This window comes from Desulfolutivibrio sulfodismutans DSM 3696, assembly GCF_013376455.1.
Classification (GTDB): domain Bacteria; phylum Desulfobacterota; class Desulfovibrionia; order Desulfovibrionales; family Desulfovibrionaceae; genus Desulfolutivibrio; species Desulfolutivibrio sulfodismutans.
In genome coordinates, this window is the sequence record NZ_CP045504.1 from 3,585,326 (window position 1) to 3,608,258 (window position 22,933).

24 protein-coding genes are annotated in these 22,933 nt (G+C 63.8%); 16 read left to right on the forward strand and 8 right to left on the reverse strand.

All coding sequences use genetic code 11. The annotated features are described in order from the left end of the window. Positions 1–74 precede the first annotated feature (74 nt). The 4 genes from GD606_RS16430 to GD606_RS16450 all read left to right on the forward strand — a co-directional run bounded on the left by GD606_RS16430 (position 75) and on the right by GD606_RS16450 (position 4,452). Positions 75–1,169 (forward strand): pseudouridine synthase family protein, encoded by a 1,095-nt coding sequence (locus tag GD606_RS16430; RefSeq protein ID WP_211922074.1) that lies wholly within the window; start codon positions 75–77, stop codon positions 1,167–1,169. 308 nt (positions 1,170–1,477) lie between these two features. Then, positions 1,478–3,442: a PAS domain-containing protein gene (locus tag GD606_RS16440; protein WP_163300729.1), complete on the forward strand. Its 1,965-nt coding sequence runs from the start codon at positions 1,478–1,480 to the stop codon at positions 3,440–3,442. A 77-nt stretch (positions 3,443–3,519) separates the two neighbouring features. Next, positions 3,520–4,200, forward strand: coding sequence for a LexA family transcriptional regulator (locus tag GD606_RS16445; protein WP_163300730.1), 681 nt, complete (start codon positions 3,520–3,522; stop codon positions 4,198–4,200). Between the two features lie 87 nt (positions 4,201–4,287). Next, entirely contained in the window at positions 4,288–4,452 is a 165-nt protein-coding gene (locus tag GD606_RS16450; RefSeq protein WP_170304558.1) for a hypothetical protein, read from the forward strand. 163 nt (positions 4,453–4,615) lie between these two features. Here the strand turns inward: GD606_RS16450 and GD606_RS16455 are convergent, their stop codons facing one another. Next, positions 4,616–6,448: a methyl-accepting chemotaxis protein gene (locus tag GD606_RS16455; protein ID WP_163300731.1), complete on the reverse strand. Its 1,833-nt coding sequence runs from the start codon at positions 6,446–6,448 to the stop codon at positions 4,616–4,618. A gap of 370 nt (positions 6,449–6,818) precedes the next feature. On the opposite strand from GD606_RS16455, the gene GD606_RS16460 reads away from it, so the two are divergent. Then, positions 6,819–7,796, forward strand: coding sequence for a hypothetical protein (locus GD606_RS16460; protein ID WP_163300732.1), 978 nt, complete (start codon positions 6,819–6,821; stop codon positions 7,794–7,796). 111 nt (positions 7,797–7,907) lie between these two features. Here GD606_RS16460 and GD606_RS16465 read toward each other — a convergent pair whose 3' ends face one another. Further along, complete coding sequence (locus GD606_RS16465) at positions 7,908–8,084, reverse strand: hypothetical protein (RefSeq protein WP_170304559.1); 177 nt, start codon at positions 8,082–8,084, stop codon at positions 7,908–7,910. A gap of 243 nt (positions 8,085–8,327) precedes the next feature. On the opposite strand from GD606_RS16465, the gene GD606_RS16470 reads away from it, so the two are divergent. Next, on the forward strand, positions 8,328–9,197 hold the full coding sequence (locus GD606_RS16470) for a hypothetical protein (protein ID WP_163300788.1): 870 nt from the start codon (positions 8,328–8,330) through the stop codon (positions 9,195–9,197). A 131-nt stretch (positions 9,198–9,328) separates the two neighbouring features. Here the strand turns inward: GD606_RS16470 and GD606_RS16475 are convergent, their stop codons facing one another. After that, entirely contained in the window at positions 9,329–10,612 is a 1,284-nt protein-coding gene (locus GD606_RS16475; protein WP_163300733.1) for an ATP-binding protein, read from the reverse strand. 258 nt (positions 10,613–10,870) lie between these two features. Between GD606_RS16475 and GD606_RS16480 the strand changes: the two genes are divergently transcribed. The 4 genes from GD606_RS16480 (at position 10,871) to GD606_RS16495 (ending at position 14,162) form a co-directional block, all read left to right on the forward strand. Then, positions 10,871–12,007 (forward strand): pyridoxal-phosphate-dependent aminotransferase family protein, encoded by a 1,137-nt coding sequence (locus GD606_RS16480; protein WP_163300734.1) that lies wholly within the window; start codon positions 10,871–10,873, stop codon positions 12,005–12,007. 194 nt (positions 12,008–12,201) lie between these two features. Next, positions 12,202–13,386 (forward strand): phosphoglycerate dehydrogenase, encoded by a 1,185-nt coding sequence (locus GD606_RS16485; RefSeq protein WP_163300735.1) that lies wholly within the window; start codon positions 12,202–12,204, stop codon positions 13,384–13,386. Between the two features lie 181 nt (positions 13,387–13,567). Then, entirely contained in the window at positions 13,568–13,891 is a 324-nt protein-coding gene (locus tag GD606_RS16490; protein ID WP_163300736.1) for a type II toxin-antitoxin system RelE/ParE family toxin, read from the forward strand. Next, positions 13,872–14,162, forward strand: a complete 291-nt coding sequence (locus GD606_RS16495; protein ID WP_163300737.1) for an addiction module antidote protein — start codon at positions 13,872–13,874, stop codon at positions 14,160–14,162. The genes GD606_RS16490 and GD606_RS16495 overlap by 20 nt, the downstream gene beginning before the upstream one ends. 170 nt (positions 14,163–14,332) lie before the next feature. On the opposite strand, the gene GD606_RS16500 is transcribed toward GD606_RS16495, so the two are convergent. The 5 genes from GD606_RS16500 to GD606_RS16520 form a co-directional block, all read right to left on the reverse strand. Next, a complete protein-coding gene (locus GD606_RS16500; RefSeq protein WP_163300789.1) occupies positions 14,333–15,844 on the reverse strand; it encodes a DHA2 family efflux MFS transporter permease subunit in 1,512 nt (503 codons plus the stop codon). 49 nt (positions 15,845–15,893) lie between these two features. Next, positions 15,894–17,135 carry an HlyD family secretion protein gene (locus GD606_RS16505; RefSeq protein WP_163300738.1) on the reverse strand — a complete coding sequence of 414 codons (1,242 nt, stop codon included), beginning with the start codon at positions 17,133–17,135 and terminating at the stop codon, positions 15,894–15,896. Next, the gene (locus tag GD606_RS16510; protein WP_163300739.1) at positions 17,132–17,623 is read right to left on the reverse strand and encodes a MarR family winged helix-turn-helix transcriptional regulator; all 492 of its coding nucleotides are present in this window, start codon (positions 17,621–17,623) and stop codon (positions 17,132–17,134) included. The genes GD606_RS16505 and GD606_RS16510 overlap by 4 nt, the downstream gene beginning before the upstream one ends. 93 nt (positions 17,624–17,716) lie before the next feature. Further along, positions 17,717–18,628, reverse strand: coding sequence for a tRNA lysidine(34) synthetase (locus GD606_RS16515; protein ID WP_163300740.1), 912 nt, complete (start codon positions 18,626–18,628; stop codon positions 17,717–17,719). Positions 18,629–18,732: 104 nt separating this feature from the next. Then, positions 18,733–19,005: a ubiquitin family protein gene (locus GD606_RS16520; RefSeq protein WP_374190863.1), complete on the reverse strand. Its 273-nt coding sequence runs from the start codon at positions 19,003–19,005 to the stop codon at positions 18,733–18,735. A 46-nt stretch (positions 19,006–19,051) separates the two neighbouring features. On the opposite strand from GD606_RS16520, the gene GD606_RS16525 reads away from it, so the two are divergent. The 6 genes from GD606_RS16525 (at position 19,052) to GD606_RS16550 (ending at position 22,673) form a co-directional block, all read left to right on the forward strand. Beyond that, positions 19,052–19,426, forward strand: coding sequence for a response regulator (locus tag GD606_RS16525; protein ID WP_163300741.1), 375 nt, complete (start codon positions 19,052–19,054; stop codon positions 19,424–19,426). A 104-nt stretch (positions 19,427–19,530) separates the two neighbouring features. Next, entirely contained in the window at positions 19,531–20,181 is a 651-nt protein-coding gene (locus tag GD606_RS16530) for a site-2 protease family protein (protein WP_163300791.1), read from the forward strand. A 39-nt stretch (positions 20,182–20,220) separates the two neighbouring features. Next, entirely contained in the window at positions 20,221–21,219 is a 999-nt protein-coding gene (trpS, locus tag GD606_RS16535) for a tryptophan--tRNA ligase (RefSeq protein WP_163300742.1), read from the forward strand. Positions 21,220–21,349: 130 nt separating this feature from the next. Further along, the gene (locus GD606_RS16540) at positions 21,350–21,550 is read left to right on the forward strand and encodes a hypothetical protein (protein WP_163300743.1); all 201 of its coding nucleotides are present in this window, start codon (positions 21,350–21,352) and stop codon (positions 21,548–21,550) included. A gap of 5 nt (positions 21,551–21,555) precedes the next feature. Then, positions 21,556–21,810, forward strand: coding sequence for a type II toxin-antitoxin system RelE family toxin (locus GD606_RS16545; RefSeq protein WP_163300744.1), 255 nt, complete (start codon positions 21,556–21,558; stop codon positions 21,808–21,810). 161 nt (positions 21,811–21,971) lie between these two features. After that, positions 21,972–22,673 (forward strand): protein-S-isoprenylcysteine O-methyltransferase, encoded by a 702-nt coding sequence (locus GD606_RS16550; RefSeq protein WP_211922075.1) that lies wholly within the window; start codon positions 21,972–21,974, stop codon positions 22,671–22,673. Positions 22,674–22,933 lie beyond the last annotated feature (260 nt).

Sequence of the window (22,933 nt, forward strand, 5' to 3'; positions counted from 1 at the left end):
TAGCCCCCTCGGCCGGGACCGGCAAGGCGCGACGGTCCCGGCTGGCCTCTCCCCCGCGCCGGAAGGGTTTTCCCATGCCCGACAATCCTGACCGGCGTCCGTTTAGCGACGTGCCCGGCGACAACGTGCCGTGCGAGGACGCACCCGGTCGCGGCGTGCCTGGCGATGCCGCCCCGAATGGCCCGGAAGACCTGGACGCGCCGGACGCGCCGGACGCACCGGGCGACCTGGGCGCGCCCGTTTCCCTGACGGTTCCCGCCGCTGCCGCCGGGCGCCGCCTGGACCGGGTGCTGGGGCTTGTTTTTCCAGGGCTGGGCCTGCGTCGGCTGCGCCGGGTGTTCGCGCAATACGAGGTTACGGTGGACGGCGTGGCGCGCCAGGCGGCGTTCAGGGTGCGGGCCGGGGCCACGTTGCGGCTCGCGCTGCGGGCCGGGGTGCGGCAGGCGGGCCGGGCGCTGGCCGTGCCGCCCGGGCTGTATGTTTTGGCCGAGGGGCAGGACTACGGGGCCGTGGCCAAACCCGGCGGGCTGGCCTCGGCGGCGATCGGCCTGGGCGGGCAGGAGAGCGTCGAGGACCATCTGCCCGGGCTTTTCCCGGGCCGCGAGGCCGTCCTGCTCGGGCGGCTGGACACGCCCACCTCGGGTATCCTGGCCGTGGCCTTTGGCCAGGAGGCGGCGAGGCGGTTTCGCGAGGCCGAGGACCGGGGGGAGGTCCGCAAGACCTACCTGGCCGTGGTCCGAGGGCTGGTGGATGCGCCGTTTACGGCCCGACAGGAGCTTTTGACGGCCCACCGCGCCACGACCCGGGTGCGCGCCAGGGATTCGGACGATCCCCTGCGCCGCACGGCGGTGACGCCGCTTGGCTACGACCCGGGGACGGACCTGACCCTGGTCCGGGCGGACATCGCCAAGGGGGCCAGACACCAGATCCGGGCCCATCTGGCCGCCCGGGGGCATCCCATCCTGGGCGACGCACGGTATGGAAAGGAAATAGAGGAAGGACTGGGCTTGCGCCTGTATCTGCACCATGCCCGCATCATCTTCCCCGGTTTTGCGGCGCACCTCATGCCGCAATGGTCTGGACCGGAGGGCGGCTCAGTCCTGGTTCTTGGCCCAGGCGTCGAGCAGGCCCTCGATGATGTCGTACTGGCGAATGAGGTAGGTTCCTGATTGAACCTTCCGCTTGAGTTCCGCGACCTTGCGGGAACGTGCAAGGATTTCTTCCTCGGAGAGCACGGAAATGGGTGCGGCTAACGAGGCACGCTTGTTCACAATCTTATCCTGATTGCATGTTGGCCCCCCGAGCAGTCCGGTTCGGGGGTTTTACTCCTTATCGGTCAGGGCTAGCCGCGACTTTAGGGAGGAGGCCGCATTTCCGGATGCCCCGCAAATGCGGGGCTTTACCCCTTTCAGGAAAAAAGGTAGCCCGTTTCCAGGCAGCATGCGTCACGCCGCCACACTGCAAAACGAGGTAACGCGTGCCAAGAAACAAGGACAAGGCCCTGCTCACCCAGGAATTGCGGTCTTTACGCGGCCGACTCATGGATGCGGATATCCTCAAGTCCGCCCTGGCCCGCGAGGCGGCATCCCAGCGGACAACGGACTCCCGTTACCAGAACATCGTCGAGGATCAGGCCGAACTCATCTGCAGCTACGACAGCAAAGGCCTTCTTACCTACGTCAATCCCGCCTTTTGCCGGTATTACGGCCAGAGCGCCGAGACGCTTCTGGGCGGCGCCTTTCCGGTTCAGGCCTCGGAAGAGGAGGTTGGGGAGGTGCGCCGGGCCGTGTCCGGGCTTGGCCCCAACCGGGGCATGACCGCCCTGGTGCACCGGGCGACCCTGCCCGGGGGCGTGACGCGCTGGCAGGAATGGCTGTACCGGGCCATCATGGACGCCGCTGGGACCGTGGTCGAATACCAAGCCGTGGGCCGCGACGTGACCGATATCAAGGAGACCATGGAGGGCTTCCGCCGGGCCGAGGAAAAATACCGGGCCATCTTCGAAAACGCCCCCCTGGGCATCTTTCGGACCACGGCGGCCGGGCGGTTTGAGGAAATCAACCATGTCATGGCCGCCATGCTGGGGTATGACAGCCCGGCCCAGGCCATGGCCCAGGTCACGGACATCGGGCATCAGATTTACGACGATCCGCAACGTCGCGTGCGGCTCTTGGAAACCCTGGAAAAGACCCGGGGCAGCATCACCTATGAAGCGCTTTTCCGCCGCCGCGACGGCGGCCGCTTTACCGGCAGGCTGCACGTCTCGGCCGTGCGCGACGAAAACGGGCATGTCACGTCGCTCATCGGGCTTATGGACGACATCACCGAACGCAAGCGCATGGAGGAGGAACTGCGGCGCAGCGAACGGGTGGCCCGGACGCTGCTCAACGCCACCACGGAATCGGCCTTTCTGGTGGACGTGGACGGGACCATCCAGGCCATCAACGATATCGGGGCCAGACGCCTGGGGGGCACGCCCCAGACCATCGCCGGACGCAACTTTCACGAATTTCAGTCCTGGGAGCTTTTCGAGGAGGGCATGGAACGCCTCTGGGAGGCCTACTGCGAGCGCCGTCCGGTGCGCTTCGAGGACGACCGCCAGGGGATCGTCCACGACGTCATGGTGTCGCCGGTTTTCGACGACGTCGGCGGCGTGGACACGGTGGCCATCTTCGCCCAGGACATCACCGAGCGCCGCCGCCTGGAGCGGTTGCGCGAGGACGTGGAGCGCATCACCCGCCACGACATGAAAACGCCCTTGATCGGCATTGTGGGATTCGCCCAGCTTTTGCAAAAAAGCCAGAATCTCACGGACAAACAGCGCGAATACCTGGCCTACATCCAAAACAGCGGCCGCCAGATGATGGATTTCATCAAAAAATCCCTGGATTATTTCAAGATGGAGCAGCGCTCCTACGTGCTGCGGCCCCAGGACGTGGACATGGCCCGGGTGTTCCGGCGCATCCATGAAGATCTGCGCCCCCTGGCCGTGAACAAGTCCGTGTGCATCAGTTTTACCATGGACGGCCAGGACATCTCCCTGACCCGCCCCATCATCGTTCGGGGCGAAGAGGACCACCTGGAAAACCTGTTCGCCAATCTCGTCAAAAACGCCGTGGAGGCCGCGCCCGAGGACAGCGAGGTCACGGTGGCCATCCGCTGTGGCGGCGAGGTCCATGTGGTGGACGTTCACAATCTCGGCATCATCCCCGAGGCGGCCCGGGCCAGGTTTTTCGAACGCTACAATACGGCGGGCAAGGAAGGCGGCACGGGTCTTGGAACCCATGTGGCCCGGCTGATCGCCCAGGCCCATGGCGGCTCCATCCGGTATACCACCTGCCCCCGCCAGGGCACCCACCTGATCGTCACCCTGCCGACGCATCCGCCCCAGGATTTGGCCCAGGAACCGGCTAAGGAGCCGCCCGCGCCGGAACTGTCCTGAACCTGATTTTTTTTGTTGACCAGTGTTGCGATGTTGTTTATATCTCGCAACAGGCCAACGGGCCGTAGGGGGGAGCCGTGAACGGCGAATTCGATGCCTTTTTTCAACGCGCCCAGAGCGCGTGCGGGGTGAAGAGCCAGTCCGACCTGGCGAATCTCCTGGGTCTGCATCGCTCGGCCGTCACCCAGGCCAAGAACAAGGGCCTCGTGCCCAAGGTCTGGGCCCTGACCCTGTCGCGGCTTTTCGGGGCCGACCCGCAATGGCTTTTGACCGGCCAGACCGGCCAGACCGGCCAAGCCGGGCAAGCCGGGGCGCCCGAGGCCGGGGCTGAGGCCGAGGCGGTTCCCGAGGGTTTTTTGCTGGTGCCCAAGGTGCGGGCCCGCGTCAGCGCCGGGGGCGGCTCTCTTGAGACCGAGGCAGGGGTGTCGGGGTATTTCGCCTTCCGGGCCGAATGGCTGCGGCGCAAGGGGCGGCCCGAACGCATGGTGCTCATGGACGTGGTGGGGGTGAGCATGGAGCCGGAGATCCGCCACGGGGACATGGTGCTCATCGACCAGTCCCAGTCGCGCATCTTCGCCCATGCGGTGTATGCCTTCGGCGTGGACGACACGGTGTTGGTCAAGCGGGTGGAAAAACGGCCCGGGATGGTGGTGTTACTCAGCGACAACCGGGACTATGCGCCCATCGAACTGCGCGGCCAGGAGATCGAGGGGTTGCGGATCATCGGCCGGGTGGTCTGGGTGGGGCGCGAATTGTAAACCGGGAGGCCGGGGATGGACGCGGACATTTTTTTTGCCCCAAGTGTTTATTTTTATGAACATCTGTTTATACAGCGGAGGTCGAACATGCAACGTCGGTATTGTTCCTGCGGCGCGCCTGTGTTGGTGGAGTACCGTTTTTCCGGCCGGTCCTGGACCACGGTGTTTTCCCTCGGGCGGCGGCTTCTGCGCAAGCGCCGGGAAGTCTGCCCATGCTGCGGCCGGGCCCTTGATATCAACGAGCTGTCCTAGTGTGGCGGTTGGGAAAAATACATGGTTTATTGTAAAAAAATAATAAATTCCATATGGTTTCGCTTGTTAAACCAAGGTGGAAACGACCGTGCGAAGCACAAGACGGAAATGAATAAGGACCGTCGTGCGGCGGCGGAGAAAACGGGGCGACGCGCCCGAAGGCTCAGGCCAGGGCCCGCATGGGCCGGGCAGCGCCGCCGAGCTTGCGGGGGCCGCCCGCGATGCCCCGGGAGGCCGTTTTCCCGCCGTTATCGGACTGCATGTCCTCGATCAGGCTTTGCAGTTCCTGGGACTGCCGGGCCAGTTCGGACACGGCCTGGGCGGCCTGGCCCATGGCCTGGCTGGTCTCGGCGGAGATGGTGCTGATTTCCTCGATGGAGCGGTTGATCTCCTCGCTGGCCGAGGACTGCTGTTCCGAGGCCGTGGCGATGGAGCGCACCTGATCCGAGGCCGCGTCCACCAGGTTGACGATCTCGGTCAGGGATTCGCCGGATTTTTTGGCCAGCGCCGTCGCCTCCTCCACGGATTTTGCGGAACGCTCCACGTTTTCAATGTTGCGCCGGGTTCCCTGCTGGATGCCGTGAATGGCGTCGCCCACTTCCTTGGTGGCGGTCATGGTTTTTTCGGCCAGCTTGCGGACCTCGTCGGCGACCACGGCGAAGCCGCGACCGGCCTCGCCCGCCCGGGCGGCCTCAATGGCGGCATTGAGGGCCAAAAGATTGGTCTGGTCGGCGATGTCGGAAATGACGTTCATGATCTGGCCGATGCCCTCGGCCTGCTTGCCGAGAGTGTCCATGTCGGATTTGAGGGCCAGGGACTGTTCGTGGACGTTGGCGATCTCGCGGATGGCCTGTTCCACCACGCTCGATCCTTCCTGGGCCTTGCGTTTGGCGGCGTCGGAGGTCTCGGCGGCCTGGGAGGCGTTTTTGGCCACCTCCAGCACCGTGGCGTTCATCTCCTCCATGGCCGTGGCTGTCTCGCCCACCCGCTGGGACTGGTTCTCCGAGCCCCGGCTGGACTGTTCGATCTGGGCCGAAAGTTCTTCCGAGGCCGAGGACACGGTGGCCACCACGCCCTCCAGGCGGGACGCGGCCTGGAGCATGCCGTCGCGTTTGGCGGTCTCGGCCAGGGCCTTGGCCTCTTCGGCCACCTGCATGGCGGCCAGGGCCTCCTTCTCCTTCTGGGCGGCCATATCGGCCTTGCCGTCGGCCTCGGCGATCTTGTCCTTGAGGGTGGCCACCATTTTTTTCAAAACGGCATACACACCGCCCTCGGTCTTCTGGGGCCGAAAGGCCACGTTCAGGTCGCCGCCGGCGATCTTTCCGGCCACGTCGTAGAGATAGCCGGGATCCTCGCCAAGCTGGCGCATAACGCCCCGAATGACCAGGAAGGCGGCGGCGACGCCAACCAGGAGGGCGACGACTAAGATGATGCTGGTGTACCGCACGCTGGAGCGATATTCCGCCTCGGCCTTATGCACGGCTACATCCGCGCCCGTGTTGTTTATATCAATAAGCTTGTCCAGGGAGGCGTAGGCGTCCCGGAAATACTTCCGGGAATCGCCGAGAATGAGGGCCTTGGCCACGTCGGTTTCATTCTTTCTGGAATGTTGCAGCAAATTCGGGTGGATTGCCAGGTAGCCGTCGAGGGCGGTTTTGAAGACGCCGTATTCCGCGCGTTCCTCGTTGGAGGAGATCAACTTCTCGTAGGCCGCCTGGGCGGCTTTGAGGTCGGCCAGTTCCTTTTCCATGGCCGCTTCGTATTCCCGCATCTCGGCGTCATCCGTGGTGATGATGTGGACCAGCTCATTGCGCCGAACGGCCTGGAATTTGTTTTGGATCAAGCCAAGGGTCTTGATGCTCGGCAGCCAGTTCGTGGCCAGCTCTTCCGTGTCCTCGTAAATGTCGCCGTTCGTGACCAAGGAGACGCCGCCACAGACCAGGAGCAGGACGATGAGCAGCCCAAAAGAACCGATGAGTTTTGTCGAAAGTTTCATGCCGGAGGCCTCCTTGGTATATATGCGGGATTTCAATTCACATCTTCTTTCAAAGTCGCATCGAAATGTCAATGATAAGAAATGAAATGCTGCATGTGAAAATGCTGCAAAGTGTAAATTTTGCACAAAGTTTGCCAATTTGCAGCAATATTTCCATTAATAAGTTGTATATGCACACACAAAAAATAAGAATCACGAATGTTCCTGTGTGGTTTTTGATAAATGCCGCGAGACGCTGCGTATGTATGTATCGCAGGCCACATTTTTGTTGGATCAAGCCGACAATTTTGTCTGGAGAATACACCCTTCCCTTGATTTCTTTAGAGAAAAATCAAGGCATGGGCTTTGCTATCGTCGTGTGGAGGAAAGCATGAAAACCGTCACGACTCGTTTCGGAACCTTCGGCGTCCAGGACATGGTGGAGTGTTACCCGTACGGCGCGCTCCGGGCCGTCATCCCGGCCAAGGGGACCGTCATCACCACAGGGCATGGGGCCTTCATCCCCCGCTCCGAGGCCACGGACGAGCGCACCAAGACCGGGGCCTCCCTGGAATTCTACCCGGACGGCGCGCTGCGCTCCATCATCCTGCAAAACCGCACCCCCATCGCCACCCCGGCGGGAGAGGTGTTGGCCGAGCAGATCCTTTTTTATCCAGACGGGGCCGTCAAGCGCGTCTTTCCCCTGTGCGGCCGGACATCGGCCTACTGGTCGCAGGAGGACGAGGCCGGGTTGCTTATGCCCTTCGCCGTCGCGACCCCCCTTTGCGGCGTCACGGCCAAGTTTCTCTCCCTGGCCTTCGATGACCGGGGCCGCATGCGCAGCTTCACCCTGTTTCCCGGTCAGATCGTGGACATGGACACCCCTGCCGGGCCCGTGCCGGTACGCATCGGCGCGGCCTTTCATCCGGACGGGGCCTTGCGTTCCGTGGAACCGGGGCGTCCCACGCCGGTTCCCACCCCGGCGGGAATGGTCCTGGCCTTCGACCCCGACGCCACCGGGATCACGGGTGACGTCAATTCCCTGGAATTCGACCCATCAGGCCGCTTGAAACATGTGGCGATGGTGCGTACCAAGCTGACCGTCCGGGATCAGGCGGGGAATGAGCAGGAGATCATGCCGGCCATTCGGGAAAGCCTGTGCGGCAATTCCGAGACCGAACCCGTGGCCATGACCATGGCCGTGGAAGCAGGCCGACTGGTTGTCCGGCGATCCCCCAAGGAACCGGCCATAACGGTTGTCGGGGCGCAGTCCGGCGACTTTCCGGCGCGGGCGGCCATCCTGCCGCCTGCGGGGCTTTTCGCGGCCATGCAGCAGTCGGCCTGCCATGGCGCGCCGGTGTCTTTTTAAGCCGCAGCCACGAAATCCACAGGGAGAAGACGCCGGATGAGACGGTATGGCGGAATTTTCCCAGGGCGATACCCCTGGCCGCCGGAGGCCGCGTCCGCCGTCCGGTCCCACCTAAAACAGCAGGAACGAGGGCAGTTTCTGGCGCGGGGTGCGGAAGTCCTGGCGGTCGGGCACCTGGGTCAGTTCGTCATGGGACGCTCGCCCCTGAAGGCGTTCGAGTTCGCCGCTGCACAGCGGGGCGCAGGACGCAAGCGTTGCGAAAAGAAGTATCCAGACAAGGCGTTGCATGGTTTTGGTTCTCCGCATGGGCTCGGGAAGGCGGCAATGCCTTCCCCCGCAAAAAGACAAGCAAGACACATGCCGGGTTCACCGCCCCGAGGCCTGCCGCCCATTCGCCACAGCCCCGTCGCCTTCCCGGCGTTGCCTTTTGCGGTCGTCCGATTCATGGTGGGCGTGTCGGCGGCGTCCCCGGCGCGGCCATGCGCCCGGCGATGACCGCCGCAGACGCCTGCAAGGAGAGCGGACATGGCCATGCCCACATTTCACGAGCTGTCCACCAACATCTTCGACCCGCTGCACGCCTTTTGGGAGCGCACCTCCACCCGACGGGCCGTGGCGCTTGTCCAGGTGGCGGTCTTTCTGGCCGGGGTGGCCGGGATCGAACTCAACCGGCGCGGCCTCATGCCGCCGGGGCTGGCCCGCCTCACTCCCGTAAGCCACTATTACGCCATCAGCCTGGCCTTTACCCTGGTGCTCATCCAGGAGGTCATTGATCTTATTTTCATTCTGCCCTGTTCCGTCTCCAAGTCCGTGGGCAAGCAGTTCGAAATCCTGTGCCTGATTCTGATCCGGAACGCCTTCAAGGAACTGGTGCATTTCAGCGAGCCCATCTCTTTGTCGGACGGTTTCCATCCGGTGCTGCCTCTTTTGGCCGACGGCGTGGGGGCGCTGGCCATCTATTTCGGCCTGGGCTGGTATTACCGGCTGCATGCCGCCCGGCCGACGGGCAGCCGGGGCACGGACCTGTATGCCTTCGTGGCCGCCAAGAAGTTCTTGTCCCTGGTGCTGCTGGTCGTTTTTGCCGGACTGGCCGTGGATGTAGGCGTCTCCAGCCTGTCCGACGGGCAGCCGCATGTCTTTTTCGAAGTCTTTTATACCGTGCTCATCTTCAGCGACATTCTCATCGTGCTCATCTCCCATGCCTACCAGCCCGGATTCCACGCCGTGTTCCGCAATTCCGGCTTCGCCCTGGTGACGCTGCTTATCCGGCTGGCCCTGGCCGCACCGGCCTTCGTGGCCCCGGGCCTGGGGGTCACGGCCATGGCCGTGGCCGTGGGCCTGACGGCCGCCTACACGGCCTTCGCCCCGTCCCTGCGGGATCAGGTTCACGGGGGGAAATAGGCCTTCGGCACGTCCGGCGCGTCCGGGATGTCCTGGGCGACAGGCGGCGACAGCCCAGGCGCACACGCCGAAGCGCGCGGTCTTTTCGTATCCGGCGCGGGGAGACGGGGAGCGGGAGAGGCGTTTTCGGATCAGGCGCAGGCGGCGGAGCCTGGAAAGAGGCGTTCCAGGGTTTCAGCCACGTCGGAGATGGTCATGGGTTTGCTCAGGTAGTCGGTAAAGCCCTGGGCCAGCAGTTCCTGGCGCGCCCCGGGCATGGCGTTGGCGGTCACGGCCACGATGGGGATGTCGGAGCAAAAGAGCCCGGAGCGGTCGCTGCGTATGGCCCGGGACGTGTCCAGGCCGTCCATGCCGGGCATGCGGATATCCATGAAGATCACGTCGAAGGCGGCGGCGCCCAGGGTCTCCACCGCGTCCGCCCCCCGGGCCACGCCCACGGGGTCGTGCCCCAGCCGTCGCAGGATGCGCAGGATGACCAGCCGGTTGATGGTATTGTCCTCGACCACCAGCACGCGCAGGCTGCGGGCCGCATCGGAAGTCAGGCCGTCGCTTCGGAACGCGCCCGCCGGTCCCGGGCAGGGGCAGGCCACGGGGAGCCCGAAGGGCAGTCCCATATACACCGTGGTTCCCTGGCCGGGCGTGCTTTCCAGGGCCGCCGAACCGCCCATGCATTCCACGATCCGCCGCACCACGGCCAGTCCCAGCCCCAGCCCCTGGTGGCGGCGCGAGGAGGAGCCGTCGGCCTGGATAAACGGCACGAACACCCCGGCCAGTTTGTCGTCCGGGATGCCGATGCCCGTGTCCGACACCATGAAAAGCAGGGTGATCCGCTCCCCGGTGCGGCCAAAGGGCAGGGCCTGCACCTCCAGGCGCACGGTCCCCCGGTCGGTGAATTTGACCGCATTGCCCATGAGATGAAACAGTACCTGGCGCAGCCTGGCCCCGTCGCCAGTCAGGCATCTCGGGACATTTTCGCCCACCTCGCAGGTCAGGGTGAGTCCCTTGTGGGTGGCCCGGTGACGGAAGGCCTGGAGCACGGATTCGGCAATCTCGGCCGGGGCGAAGGGCTTGGCGGAAAATTCGAGGCCTGCGCAACGCACCCGGGTGAATTCCAGGATGTCGTTTAAGACCCACAGCAGGGTGCGGCTGGAATCCAGGGCCGTTTCCACGCAGTCGCGCTGTTCGGCGGACATCTCGGTGGTGGCCAGGATCTGCAGCATGCCCAGGATGCCGTTTAAGGGCGTGCGCAATTCATGGCTGATGTTGGCCAGAAACTCGCCCCGGGCGACTTCCAGGGGTTGGGCGGGGTCGTCAATGCATTCGCGCAGTCGAATCTTGAGTTCGACGTTTTCCCGGCGCAACAAGTCGACCAATGGGGATGGCGCGGCGGCGCCGGGCGGATGTTCAGACGTCATGCATGCTCCACTACCGCCAGATAGCCTGGGCGCACAAAACATGCAAGATTATATATGCGGACACTCGACTTTCCTTGCGGATGAAATAAGTGTGCTACACGAGGGGGTTGTCAAGATGCTCGGGACAGGGACGGCCCGGGAAAAGGAGGCCTGGTCCGTCGGCGGGAAACGGAAAACGCCGCGCCTCTGGGCAATTGATCGGGCCAGATTTTTGGAATAGGGTGCGCCACCACATTTCAAACCCCGGGAGCCATGGACATGAAGGATACCCCTTTTGCCGAATTGACCCTTTTCATCACCGGTCCCACGTTCATCCGGCCGCAGGTCCGCCAGGCCGGACTTCTGCCGGAATTCGGGCACCGCGACACGGAAAACAACCTGCGCTTCAAGCCCATCATGACCAACTTGAAAAAGCTGGCCGGGGTGGGCGACGACCATCAGGTCATCATCTTCAACGGCAGCGGCTCCACAGCCATGGAGGCCTCCATCCGCTCCCTGGTGGCTGACGGCGAGACCGTGCTCAACGTGTCCGTGGGGGCCTTTGGCGACCTGTACCACAAGATGGCCGTGGTCAACGGCAAAAAGGCCGTGCAGCTCAAGTTCGAGCCGGGCCGGGCCATGGACGCGGCGCTTCTGGAAGCGGCCATCCGTGAGCACAAGCCCGCCGTGGTGACCATCACCCACAACGAAACCTCCACCGGCGTGACCAACGACATCGTGGCCGCCTGCAAGATCATCCGCACAAGCGGGGCCCTGGCCCTGGTGGACGGGGTGAGCATCTTCGGCGGGGCGGCCTGCCCCATCGCGGAAAGCGGCTGCGCCATGTACAGCACCTCCACCCAGAAGTCCCTGGGGCTTCCGGCCGGGTTCGGCATCGCCTTCGTCACCGCCGAGGCCGTGGACAAGGCCGGGAAGGTCGCCAACCGGGGGCACTCCTCGGATATCCTGGGCCAGCTCGGCCGGGCCGGGAAGTTCCAGACCCTGACCACGCCCAACTGCACCCTGGCCAACCAGATGTTCGTGCAGCTCGACTACATCGTCAATGAAGAGGGCATCGAAAACCGGTTCGCCCGCCACGAGGCCATGCGGGACATGGTGGCCGATTTCGTGTCCGGGCTGTCCGGCTATGAGCTTTTCGCCCAAAAGGGGCATGGGTCGGCCACCCTGACCACGGTGCGCGTGCCCAAGGGGATATCGGTCAAGGACTTAAAGGCCGTCAAGGAAGTCATGCGGGCCAAGGGCTACCTGTACGATCCCGGCTACGGCAAGCTCAACGAGCAGCTTGAGAAGGAAGGCAAACAGCCGATCTTCCGCATCGGGCACATGGGCGACATCACGCCCGCGATGCTCGAAAAGTACCTGGCGGACCTGGGGTCGGTCCTGCCCAAAGCCTAGAGAGTTTGAGAAACGGGCGTCACCACAAGGCGACGCCCGTTTTTTCGCCGTGTCCGGCCCGCCTGTATCCCGGGGGAGAGGGACTGGCGGGCGGCGAAATGCGGGCCGCCGCAAGGACGTTCATTGGGGGGGACCGGACGCAGGGAGCATCGTCCGGGTTGCGCAGGCACTTTCAACCGACGACGGGAGTATCCATGAAAATACTGGCCAACGACGGTCTGGTGGAAGAAGGGATTCAATATCTGCACAAAGAGGGCTTCGAGGTCGACACGGTCAAACGCGACATCGACGACCTTATCGGCGATATCAAGGATTTCGACGCCCTGTTGGTGCGCAGCGCCACCAAGGTCACCCGGGAGGTCATCGAGGCCGGGACCAGAAACGGCGGCAAGCTCAAGGTTGTGGGCCGGGGCGGCGTGGGCACGGACAACATCGATCTGGTGGCCGCCCGGGAAAACGGGGTCATCGTCAAATTCGCCCCCAACGGCAACACCAACGCCACGGCGGAACACGCCCTGGGGCTGATGCTCGGCGTGGCCCGCAAGGTGCCCTTCGCCCATGCCACCCTCAAGGCCGGAACCTGGCACAAGAAGCGCTTCCAGGGCGTGGAGCTCATGGGCAAGACCCTGGGCATCATCGGCTGCGGCCGCATCGGCCAGGCCCTGGCGGCCAAGGGCAAGGCCCTGGGCATGAAGGTGGTGGGCTATGACGTCTACCGCAAGATGGATTCCGACGTGGAATACCTGGACACCGTGGACGACGTGCTCAAGGCCGCGGATTTCCTGTCCCTGCACACCGGCGGCCGGGAAACGCTGATCGGAGCCCGGGAACTCAAGCTCATGAAGGATACGGCCTTCCTCATCAACGCCTCCCGGGGCGTGAACGTGGACGAGGACGCCCTGTACGACGCCCTGAAAAGCGGCGGAATCGGCGGGGCGGCTCTGGACACCTACCGCAAGGAGCCCAAGCGCGAGGGCGAGCCCTTCGCCAACAAGCTCATGGAGCTGGACAACGTGGTGTTCAGCGCCCACCTGGGGGCCTCCACCCGCAACGCCATGCGCCGCACGGGGCTGGAGATCGCCGAGGTGGTGGCCAAGTACCTGCGCCTGGGGGATTTCAACCAGTCGGTGAACGCCGGGCAGACCGTTGAGGAAGAGGGCCGGGAGATCTACACCATCTTCATCACCCATGAGGACAAACCGGGCATGTTCGGCAAGTTCGGCATGGCCTTTGGGGAGATGGGGGTGAACATCCGCGAGAACAATTCCAGAAAGCTCAACGAGCACGTGCAGACGGTCTATGTGGTGCATCAAAAGCCCACGCCCGAGGTCTGTGAGCGCATCGGGGCCATTGAGGGCGTGAAAAGGGTCGTGTATTAGCTGGCCGCTGCCTTTCCAGATTGGACAAAACCCGGCCGGGGCGTGCGCACCGGCCGGGTTTTCATTTTTTCGGGCCGGACGGCTCCGGGAGGGGCGGAAATCAAAGACCGCCGTCTGAGTCGGCAAGCTCGCACCCATGGAAGGCCTTGACATGTTGTATCCAAATGGATACTAGCCTCTCATGAATCTGTTCCGGCAAACCGACATATTTTCCAGGTGGCTGGAGAAACTTGAAGATATTCAGGCGAAGGCGAGGATACTGGTCCGGATCAGGGCGGCGGAGCTTGGCAATTTCGGTGACTGCTCCCCTGTGGGGGAAGGCGTTTCGGAGATGCGCCTGCATTTTGGCCCGGGATACCGCGTGTATTTCTGGAAGCAGGAGAGCCGGATCTATTGGCTGCTGGCCGGTGGCGACAAAAGTTCCCAGAAACGCGACATCAAGCGGGCCATGTCCTTGCGGCGCGAGGTGGAGGAGGCGATTCGCGATGAAAATCAGCACATTTGATGCGGCCCACTATCTGGACAGCGAAGAGATGATTGCCGAATATCTTTCCGCTGCCATGGAAGACCCAAACCCGGACGTGTTTTTGACCGCCTTGTCCGATGTGGCCCGGGCGCGGGGCATCACCCAGCTGGCCAGGGTGACCGGGCTTGGCCGGGAAAGCCTCTACAAAACGCTTTCGCCGGGCTCGAAGCCGCGCTTCGACACCATCATGAAGATCACCAAGGCCCTCGGGGCGCCCCTGGGGGTGAAAAGAAAGCAGGGACACCCGTAATCGGGGCGTGATCCCTTCCCGGGTGCGCCGCAAGGGCGATTGTGGAAATTCATGATAAACCGTGCCCAGGTCTGTAAATATCACATTCAAGAACCACTATGAATTTAGAAAAGACCACGTCGTGGTGCTTGGATAAGGTTCTTTCCTGTCGAATCGTGAAATGTATTTCCTCAATGCCCCCCCTGGGGCATCCCGCCCCCCTTAGGCGGCCGCCGCATGATCCACATGAGCGCGCAAAGCGCCAGAAACATCATCGCCTGGGCGTAGAACACGTCGTAAAAGGCCATGGCCGCCGCTTCGCGTTGCAGATAGCGATGGATCACCCCGGCTGCGTAGGTGGTCGTATCCGCGAACTCCCCCAGGCGCAGGGCCACGGCCTGTTTGATCCGCTCCAGGCTTATGGAATAAGCCGAGTCCAGGGGCGAGAGGTTTTCCACCAGCCGGTGCTGATGAAACTGGGTGCGCCGGGCCAGAAGCGTGGTCACGAAGGCCACCCCGAAGGAGCCGCCCAGATTGCGCAAAAGATTGAATATCGCCGAGGCGTTGTTCATCTTCTCGCGCGGGATAAAGGCCATGGTCAGAAACGACAGCGGCACGAAGAAAAAGGCGATGCCCACGGCCTGGATGTTGCGGGCGAAAATGGCCGTGCCCAGGTCGATGCCAAGCGTGAACCCGGACATGTACCACAGCGACCCGGCGCTGATCAAAAGCCCGATGAACAGCAGGAAGCGGGCGTCCACGCGCTGGGTCAGCTTGCCCACCAGGGGCAGAAAAAGCAGCATGATGAGCCCGCCGGGCCCCAGCACCACCCCGGCCAGGAAGGCCGTGTAGCCCATGAGCGTTTGCAGATACATGGGCAACAGCACGATGGACCCGAAAAAGGCGAAAAACCCGCAGAACATGACCACGTTGCCCGTGGCGAAACTGCGGTCCCGGAACACCCGCAGATCCACAATGGGGTTTTTCTGGCGCAACTCCCAGAAAATGAACCCCACCAGGCACACCCCGGCCAGGATGGACAAGATGAGGATGTGGTCCGCCGCAAACCAGTCGTCCTGCTGCCCCTTGTCCAGCACGATCTGCAGCGACGCCAGCCCCACGCTCAACATCCCAAGCCCCACCACGTCGATGCCCTCGTTTTCGCCCCGGCGTTCCAGGTACGGCGGATCCTGGATGTAGAGCCAGTTCATGAACCAGGCGAGAAGCCCGATGGGCACGTTGATGTAGAAAATCCAGCGCCAGGAATAGTTGTCCGTGATGTAGCCGCCAAGCAGCGGCCCCAGAATCGGCCCCATGACCGCGCCCATGGCGAAGATGGCCATGGCCATGCCGCGCTGGTTGGGCGGGAAGGTTTCCAGCAGGATCGCCTGGGACATGGGTTGCAGGCCGCCGCCGCCCACGCCCTGCACCACCCGGAAGAGGATGAGCGCCTCCAGGCTGGTGGCCATGCCGCACAGCATGGACGACAGGGTGAAAAGGGCGATGGAGGCCAGAAGGAAGTCGCGGCGGCCCATGAGCCGCGACAGCCAGCCGCTGATGGGAATGACCACGGCGTTGGAGACCAGATACGAGGTCAGAACCCAGGTCACCTCGTCCTGCCCGGCGGACAGGCTGCCCTGGATGTGGCCCAGGGCCACGTTGGCGATGCTGGTGTCCAGAATCTCGATAAGCGTGGGGATCATCACGCACAGGGTGATGATCCATTTTCCGGCCGGGCGCGTCTGCACGGGGTTACCGGACCAGGATGGAGGGAACCACGCTCATGCCCAGGCGCAGCACCGGCGCATCCGCGTCCAGGCCCTCGGGCACGATCTTGACCGGGATGCGCTGCACCACCTTGACGTAGTTGCCCGAGGCGTTTTCCGGCGGGAAAAGGGAGAACACGGCCCCGGTCCCGGCCATGATGGATTCCACCCGGCCCTTGAACCTGCGGCCCGGATAGGCGTCCACGGTGAACTCCACCTCCTGGCCGGGGCGCACGTCCGTGAGCTGGGTCTCTTTGTAGTTGGCTGTGATCCAGGTCTCTTCCGGGGCCAGGGGCACCACGGCCAAAAGCGGCTGTCCGGCGGCGGCCAGGCGTCCGGGCTCCACGGCTTTCTTGGTCACATGCCCGGTGGTCGGGGAGACGATCCTGGTATAGCCCAGGTTGAGCTCCGCCTGCCGCATCTTCTCCCTGGCCAGCTCCACCCTGGCCCGCTGGGCTGTGGCCTCCGTGTCCTTGATGCGCGCCGTGTCCTGGCCGGTCTCGGCCAGATGGATGGCGGCGGAGAGCCGCTCCGCGTCGGCCTCAAGGGACAGCAGACGCCGGGAGGCGGCGTCGGCCCGGGCCGTGGCCGCCCGGGTCTGGGCCTGGGCCGTGTTCATGGCGGTGGTCGTCTTGTCCATGTCCGACTGGGACACCACCTCCTGGGAGCGCAGGGACTGAAAGCGGGTCAGGTCCAGCCTGGCCTGATCGAGCCGGGCCTTGGCCTCGGCGGCGTCCTGGCGGGCGGCCTCCTCCTCCTTGCGGGCCTGGTCCATGCTCTTGTACAGGGCCTCGCGCTGGGCCGTGGCCCCGGTCACCCGGGACGAAGTCTGGTCCAGTTCCAGAGGAACCCCCATCTCCAGGGCCGCAAGCTGGCTCTCGGCCGAGGCCAGATCGGCCCGGGCCTGGGCCAGGGCCACCTGGAAGTCCGTGGGATCGAGCTCCACCAGCACGTCCCCGGCGGCCACCCGCTGATTGTCCTGTACGGCCACGTTGACCACGTATCCGGCCACGCGCGGGGTCACGTAATGGATGTGCCCGTCCACAAAGGCGTCATCCGTGCTGATGCGCCCCCGGCCGTACAGGTAGTAGGCCAGTCCAGCCGCGAACAGGACCAGCAGCGCCGCAATCAGGATGCGCTTTTTCCTGGCGGCTGCGGCCGGTTCCTCCTGGGGCTTGGAGGAGTCCGCGCCGACCTTGCGGCGCAGCCCGGGCAATTTTTTGATCATGCGGAAGCCACATCCGATTCAAGCTCGTCGAGCCTGTTGTTGATTTTCGCCATGATGGTCTGGAGCGCGGAAAACTCCGCCTCATGCAGATCCGCGTAGATCTTTCCAGCAAAGCCCTGCACCAGCGGAAACAGCTCCTGCCGGGCCTGCCGCCCGGCCTCGGTCAGATGGATGCGGAAGGTGCGCCGGTCGGATGCGTCCTTGCGCCGCTCGGCAAGGCCTTTTTTTTCCAGCAGGTCCAGGATGCGGGTGATGGTGGTGCGGTCCTTGACGGTGCGATCCGCCAGCTCGCTCTGGGACAGGCCTTCCGCCCGCCACAGGCACAACAGGATGCCCCATTGCTCCGGGGTCACGTCCAGGCCGTGTTCCATAAAGACCCGCCGCAGTCCGAGCTTGAGGCGCATGGCCGTGCGGCTGATGAGAAATCCCGGGGCTTTTTCCGGATCGTAGACGTAGATGTCGTCAAGGGCGGCTCGGTTCTGGTCCATGGTCACCTCGCGCGGCAGGAAGGGGGTTTGGTGGGGCCGCCCTTCCGACTGCATAGTGTGGTGTGCCGATAATATGCCTGCTAACAAGTATGGTCAAGTCGGCCCGGTCCCGGCCACCATGCGCCGCGCCCGGCACACCCCGCAGATCTCTCCGGAGGACGGATAGCCGCACTCGGCGCAGGCCTGAAGCTCGCCGTAGCCTGCCTTGCCTGCTGCGGCGAAGGCCGGTCGGCCGGTGTGCAGGAAATTTTCATAGAAGGCCATTTTCGTCCCGGGGCTTACCTGCTCCAGGTCGGCCAAAAGGCGCTTGTGGCTGGTGAAGCTGGCCCCGCCGCTGTAGGGGCAGGCCTCGTGCCAGTGGGTGATGCCCTGGAAAAAACAGTAGGCCGCGGTCTCGAATTCCGTCAGGCGGCACAGCGGCTTGACCTTGCGCACGAATTTTCCTTCGCCGGGCAGCGTCGGTCCCTGGCCGCCCAGGTAGGCCGCGTCCCAGCGCAGGGTGTTGGCGAAAAGCCGCGAGACCTCGTCGTCCAGGTTGTGCCCCGTGGCCATGGCGGCAAAGCCATGCTCGAAGGCGAAGCGGTTGAACCAGTGTCGCTTGATCTTGCCGCACATGGAACAGATGGGGCGGCGCACGGCGCGTTTCACGTCCGGGATGGCCAAGCCGTCTGCGGCCGTCTCCACCACATGCAGGACATGGCCCCGGGTGCGGCAGAAGTCCTCCACAAAGGCCCGGATGGGTTCCGATGAGCCCGTAATCCCCAGGTCGATGTGCATGGCCTCCACCTGATAGCCCATCTCCCCCAGGACATGCACAAGGGCCAGGGAGTCCTTGCCCCCGGACACGGCCACCAGCACCCGCTCGTCGGGGCCGAACATACGGTGGCGGCGGATGGCCCGGGCCACCTGGGCCCGGAAGAAATCCAGAAAGCATGTGGGGCAAAAACCCGTATGGTGGCTCGGCAGGGCCACCTGGGCCACCTCGCCGCAGCGGCGGCATTTCATGGGCGTGCTCCTTGGAGGGTGAGGGATGGGACGATCAGAGGCCAGGCTCGCTGTGGGAGCCCAACACCGTCTCCAGCGCGTATGGCCGTTCTGTCTCTACGGCGTCACCCGCGCGACATGACCAGACGGACGGTAATGGTATCGCCGTAATGCAGGCGGCGATCCGGGGTGAGCAGTTCGTCGCCCCGGATGATCAGGGCGTCGTTGGTCCGAAGGCCCAGCTTGCCCAGAAGCTGGAGCACGGTGTTGATGCGGGGAAATTCGAGAGTCGAGCGTTTGGGCTCCATGCGTACGGTAATCATGGGGTCGTGGTAGCGTCGGGAGGCCTGGAAGCGCAAGGAGAAAACGGTGTTGACCGGCCGGATTTTTTGCCCCATAACATGAACGTGAGATGTGTGTGACTAAAACCGCAAGGAGCATGCCATGGGCGGTAAGATATTGGTTGTGGATGACGAAAAGCACATACGGATGCTGTACCAGGAGGAGCTGGAAGGCGAAGGCTACCAGGTGGTGACCTCGGACGGCGAAGAGGACATCCTGGAGCTTTTGGCCCGGGTCAAGCCCGAGGTGGTGGTTTTGGACATCAAGCTCGGGCCCAACCGGTCGGGGCTCGACCTGCTCCAGGAAATACGCGGCCAGGATCAGGCCCTGCCGGTGATCCTGAGCACGGCCTACGACAGCTTCCAGCATGACCTCAAATCCATCGCGGCGGACTACTACGTGGTCAAGTCCGTGGATCTGGGCGAACTGAAGGGCAAGGTGGCCCTGGCCCTGGAGAAGGCCCGGGCCTCGGCCTAGTTTTTTCACCAGGCCTCGTGGCGGCGCGCCGGGGGATGCCCCGGCGCGCCGCTTTCTTTGCGGAGGGTTTTGCTTGCCCGCCCGGATGGTTCGTGCTAGCCGCCATGCCCATGTCCTTTGAGATCGCCTCCTATGTGCGCGAGATCGCGCTTCTGGCCGTGCCGCTTCTGGTGGCCGTCACCTTTCACGAGGTGGCCCATGGCTATGTGGCCTACCTGTTGGGCGACCCCACGGCCAAGGCTGCGGGGCGGTTGACGCTCAATCCCATAAAACACCTGGACCCCATGGGCGTGTTGGCCTTTCTCCTGACCCGGATGATCGGCTGGGCCAAGCCGGTTCCCGTGGACCCCCGCTATTTCAAGGATCCGGCCCGGGGCATGATCCTGGTTTCGGTGGCCGGGCCGGTCATGAATTTTTTATTGGCCGTGGCCTTTTCCGTGCTCTTCCGGGTGACGGGCGGACTGGCCGTGGCCTCCGAGGCCGGCGGCGTGGGGGCCATGGTCTGGGAGCCCCTGGCCTACATGTGTCTGGCCGGGGTGACGGTGAATCTGGCCATCGGGCTTTTCAATCTTTTGCCCATCCCGCCCCTGGACGGCAGCCGCATCGTGGCCGGGCTTTTGCCGCCCCGGGCCGCGCATGCCTATCTGCGCTACGAGCGGTACGGCTTTTTTGTGGTCATCCTTCTGGCGGTGACCGGGATATTGGGCAAGCTCCTGTTCCCGGCCATCCTCTTCATGCGCGGCCTGATCCTGTAAGGGCGCGCGGCACCGTAAAACCACTTTGGACGGGAAAGCATGGGCGAGACGACCAACACCCGCATCGTATCCGGCATGCGGCCCACCGGGCCGCTCCATCTGGGACACTATTTCGGCGTCCTGGCCAACTGGGTGGCCCTTGAGCGGGACCACGACTGTTTTTTCTTCGTGGCCGACTGGCACGCCCTGACCACGGAATACGCCGATCCGTCGCGGATCAAGGGATTCGTGCCGGAACTGGTCAAGGACTGGGTGGCCGGGGGACTCGACCCCGAGAAGTGCGTGCTGTTCCAGCAGTCCCAGGTTCCCGAGCATGTGGAGCTCAACCTGTTCCTGTCCATGATCACGCCCGTGTCCTGGCTTGAGCGCTGTCCCACCTACAAGGACATGGTCAAGGAGCTTGCGGCCAAGGATTTGAGCACCTACGGATTTTTGGGCTATCCGGTGCTTATGGCCGCAGACATCCTGCTGTACCGGCCCGGCGCGGTTCCCGTGGGGCAGGACCAGTTGCCGCACCTGGAATTGACCAGGGAGATCGCCCGGCGCTTCAATTACCTGTACGGCGAGTTTTTCCCGGAACCGGCCGCGGTTCTGACCCCGTCCCCCAAGATGCCGGGCCTGGACGGCCGTAAGATGAGCAAGAGCTACGGCAACTCCATCGCCCTGGGGGAAGACCCGGCGTCCATGAAGAAAAAGGTCATGAGCATGCTGACCTGCGCCAAACGGGCGCGCCTCAAAGACCCGGGCGACCCCAAGGAGTGCAACCTCTATCCGTATCATGAGCTTTTGACGGACAAGGCCCGGCTGCCGGAGATCGTGGACGGTTGCGTGAACGCCACCTGGGGCTGCGGGGACTGCAAGAAGCTTTTAGTGGAGAACCTGACGGCGTTTCTTTCGCCGATCCACGCCAAGCGGGTGGAGCTGGACAAAAATCCGGACATGGTGCGGGACATCCTGGCCTCGGGCAACGCCCGGGCCAAGGCCGTGGCCGAGCGCAACATGGCGGAGCTTAGGGATCGGCTGAACTTCAATTTCTAGGGGACGCCCCAACGCCTGAAATGACGCCCGGTCTGGACGAACCCAGGCCGGGCGTTTTTGCGGCCTTGTTCCGCATGCGGAACTTGGTTATGTCTGGCGGCAGGCAGCCGGTCGCTGCCGGGAGGGCCGCATGAGCGTGCAATACATGACGGACGAGGCGGGCAGAAAGGTGGCGGTGGTTATTCCCGTGGCCCAGTGGGAGGCCATCCAGTCCGAGCTGCGCGGCGAGGCCGTCCTGTCGGTCCAGGACGAGGCGGATCGCCGCGAGGCCTATGCCGAACTGGCCGCCGGGGAGAGCCTGGACCTGGGCCGAGCCATGGCCGATTGGTAGCCGTCATGGGGCGAACGCTGGTCATCGGTAGGAAGGCCCAGGCCTTCATCGTGGCCTTGCCTGACGCGCAACGCGCAAAAATCAAGCAGGCCGTTTCCCGGCTTGTGGCGGGCGATGTCCAGGGATTGGACATCAAAAAGCTTAAACCCCATCCCCACGATTACCGGCTGCGGATCGGCGGCGTACGGATTTTATTCACATCCGACGCCGAGAAGCTTTTCATTTACAAGGCCGGATACCGGGGCGACGTCTATAAGTAACAGGCCATCCGCGACAGACATGACAGAAACGCCCGGTCTGGACGAACCCAGGCCGGGCGTTTTTTGCGGCGTCAGGCCAAACATGTCACTATTTTGATATTGCAAATCATTTTCAAGTGTGAAAGCATCCGCAGAAACACACCGCAATCCTGGAGGCAGTCATGGGCAAAGCACATCGATCCCTGACCCGAAGCGGCTTTTTGTGGGTGATGGTGGCCGCCGGGTTTCTGCTTTTGGTTTTGGCGGCGGCGCGCTGGCGGGAGAACGGCCCGGGGACGCTGGTCTGGTTGGCGTCCTTCCTGGCCATGTTCGTCATCCGGCTGCCGTACAGCATCCGCAACCGGAAAAACGCCATCGTCGAGGCCCACAAGGGCCCGGACGAAGTGATCCTCCTTTTCGCCATGTTCGCCACGATGATGCTTTTGCCCCTGGCGCATCTGGCCACGGGATGCTTCGCCTTCGCGGATTATGCGTTGCCCGGCGGCGTCGTGGCGGCCGGGGCGTTTTTGCAGATCCCGTTTCTGATCCTTTTCTGGCGGGCGCATGCCGACCTCGGCCGGAACTGGAGCCCGGGCCTGGAGGTGCGCCAGGATCACACCCTGGTGACCCACGGCATCTATCGCCGCATCCGCCACCCCATGTACGCCGCGATCTGGCTGTCGGCCCTGGCCCAGCCGCTCTTGATCCAGAACTGGATCGCCGGGTTCCTGGTCCTTCCGGCGTTTGCCGCCATGTGGATCATCCGTGTGCCGCGCGAGGAGGCCATGTTGCGCCGCCGGTTCGCCCAGGCCTGGGACGGCTATTGCCTGCGGGCCGGACGAGTGTTCCCGAAGTTCGGGACGTCGGCAGGCCGGGACGGCTGACGCGGAACCGACCACCCGCAAGACGAATCGCCCGGTCTGGTCGATCCCTGGCCGGGCGTTTTCGATGGCCGTGCCGCGCCCGAGGATGACGCCTGAAGATGGACAGTCGGCCACAGCCGCCGAGAATTCCTGGCCCACGGCAGGGAGGACTCATGGGCGCAGGCCTTGGCGCGCGGGGTAGGGCTGGCTGCGGCATGCGGGTCTAGCTGCCCGTTGAACAATGAGGGGCATGCCATGTTTTATGGGCGCAACGCGTTGAT

Excerpts from the sequence above, each read along its gene's own strand:
- GD606_RS16530 (WP_163300791.1), top strand. The coding sequence starts at position 19,531 with ATGCCCATGTCCTTTGAGATCGCCTCCTATGTGCGCGAGATCGCGCTT.
- GD606_RS16490 (WP_163300736.1), top strand. The coding sequence starts at position 13,568 with ATGAATCTGTTCCGGCAAACCGACATATTTTCCAGGTGGCTGGAGAAA.
- GD606_RS16500 (WP_163300789.1), bottom strand. The coding sequence starts at position 15,844 with ATGATCCCCACGCTTATCGAGATTCTGGACACCAGCATCGCCAACGTG.
- trpS (WP_163300742.1), top strand. The coding sequence starts at position 20,221 with ATGGGCGAGACGACCAACACCCGCATCGTATCCGGCATGCGGCCCACC.
- GD606_RS16460 (WP_163300732.1), top strand. The coding sequence starts at position 6,819 with ATGAAAACCGTCACGACTCGTTTCGGAACCTTCGGCGTCCAGGACATG.
- GD606_RS16495 (WP_163300737.1), top strand. The coding sequence starts at position 13,872 with ATGAAAATCAGCACATTTGATGCGGCCCACTATCTGGACAGCGAAGAG.
- GD606_RS16540 (WP_163300743.1), top strand. The coding sequence starts at position 21,350 with ATGAGCGTGCAATACATGACGGACGAGGCGGGCAGAAAGGTGGCGGTG.
- GD606_RS16545 (WP_163300744.1), top strand. The coding sequence starts at position 21,556 with ATGGGGCGAACGCTGGTCATCGGTAGGAAGGCCCAGGCCTTCATCGTG.
- GD606_RS16550 (WP_211922075.1), top strand. The coding sequence starts at position 21,972 with ATGGGCAAAGCACATCGATCCCTGACCCGAAGCGGCTTTTTGTGGGTG.
- GD606_RS16510 (WP_163300739.1), bottom strand. The coding sequence starts at position 17,623 with ATGGACCAGAACCGAGCCGCCCTTGACGACATCTACGTCTACGATCCG.
- GD606_RS16485 (WP_163300735.1), top strand. The coding sequence starts at position 12,202 with ATGAAAATACTGGCCAACGACGGTCTGGTGGAAGAAGGGATTCAATAT.
- GD606_RS16465 (WP_170304559.1), bottom strand. The coding sequence starts at position 8,084 with ATGCAACGCCTTGTCTGGATACTTCTTTTCGCAACGCTTGCGTCCTGC.
- GD606_RS16520 (WP_374190863.1), bottom strand. The coding sequence starts at position 19,005 with ATGGGGCAAAAAATCCGGCCGGTCAACACCGTTTTCTCCTTGCGCTTC.
- GD606_RS16450 (WP_170304558.1), top strand. The coding sequence starts at position 4,288 with ATGCAACGTCGGTATTGTTCCTGCGGCGCGCCTGTGTTGGTGGAGTAC.
- GD606_RS16475 (WP_163300733.1), bottom strand. The coding sequence starts at position 10,612 with ATGACGTCTGAACATCCGCCCGGCGCCGCCGCGCCATCCCCATTGGTC.
- GD606_RS16455 (WP_163300731.1), bottom strand. The coding sequence starts at position 6,448 with ATGAAACTTTCGACAAAACTCATCGGTTCTTTTGGGCTGCTCATCGTC.
- GD606_RS16525 (WP_163300741.1), top strand. The coding sequence starts at position 19,052 with ATGGGCGGTAAGATATTGGTTGTGGATGACGAAAAGCACATACGGATG.
- GD606_RS16515 (WP_163300740.1), bottom strand. The coding sequence starts at position 18,628 with ATGAAATGCCGCCGCTGCGGCGAGGTGGCCCAGGTGGCCCTGCCGAGC.
- GD606_RS16430 (WP_211922074.1), top strand. The coding sequence starts at position 75 with ATGCCCGACAATCCTGACCGGCGTCCGTTTAGCGACGTGCCCGGCGAC.
- GD606_RS16505 (WP_163300738.1), bottom strand. The coding sequence starts at position 17,135 with ATGATCAAAAAATTGCCCGGGCTGCGCCGCAAGGTCGGCGCGGACTCC.
- GD606_RS16480 (WP_163300734.1), top strand. The coding sequence starts at position 10,871 with ATGAAGGATACCCCTTTTGCCGAATTGACCCTTTTCATCACCGGTCCC.
- GD606_RS16470 (WP_163300788.1), top strand. The coding sequence starts at position 8,328 with ATGCCCACATTTCACGAGCTGTCCACCAACATCTTCGACCCGCTGCAC.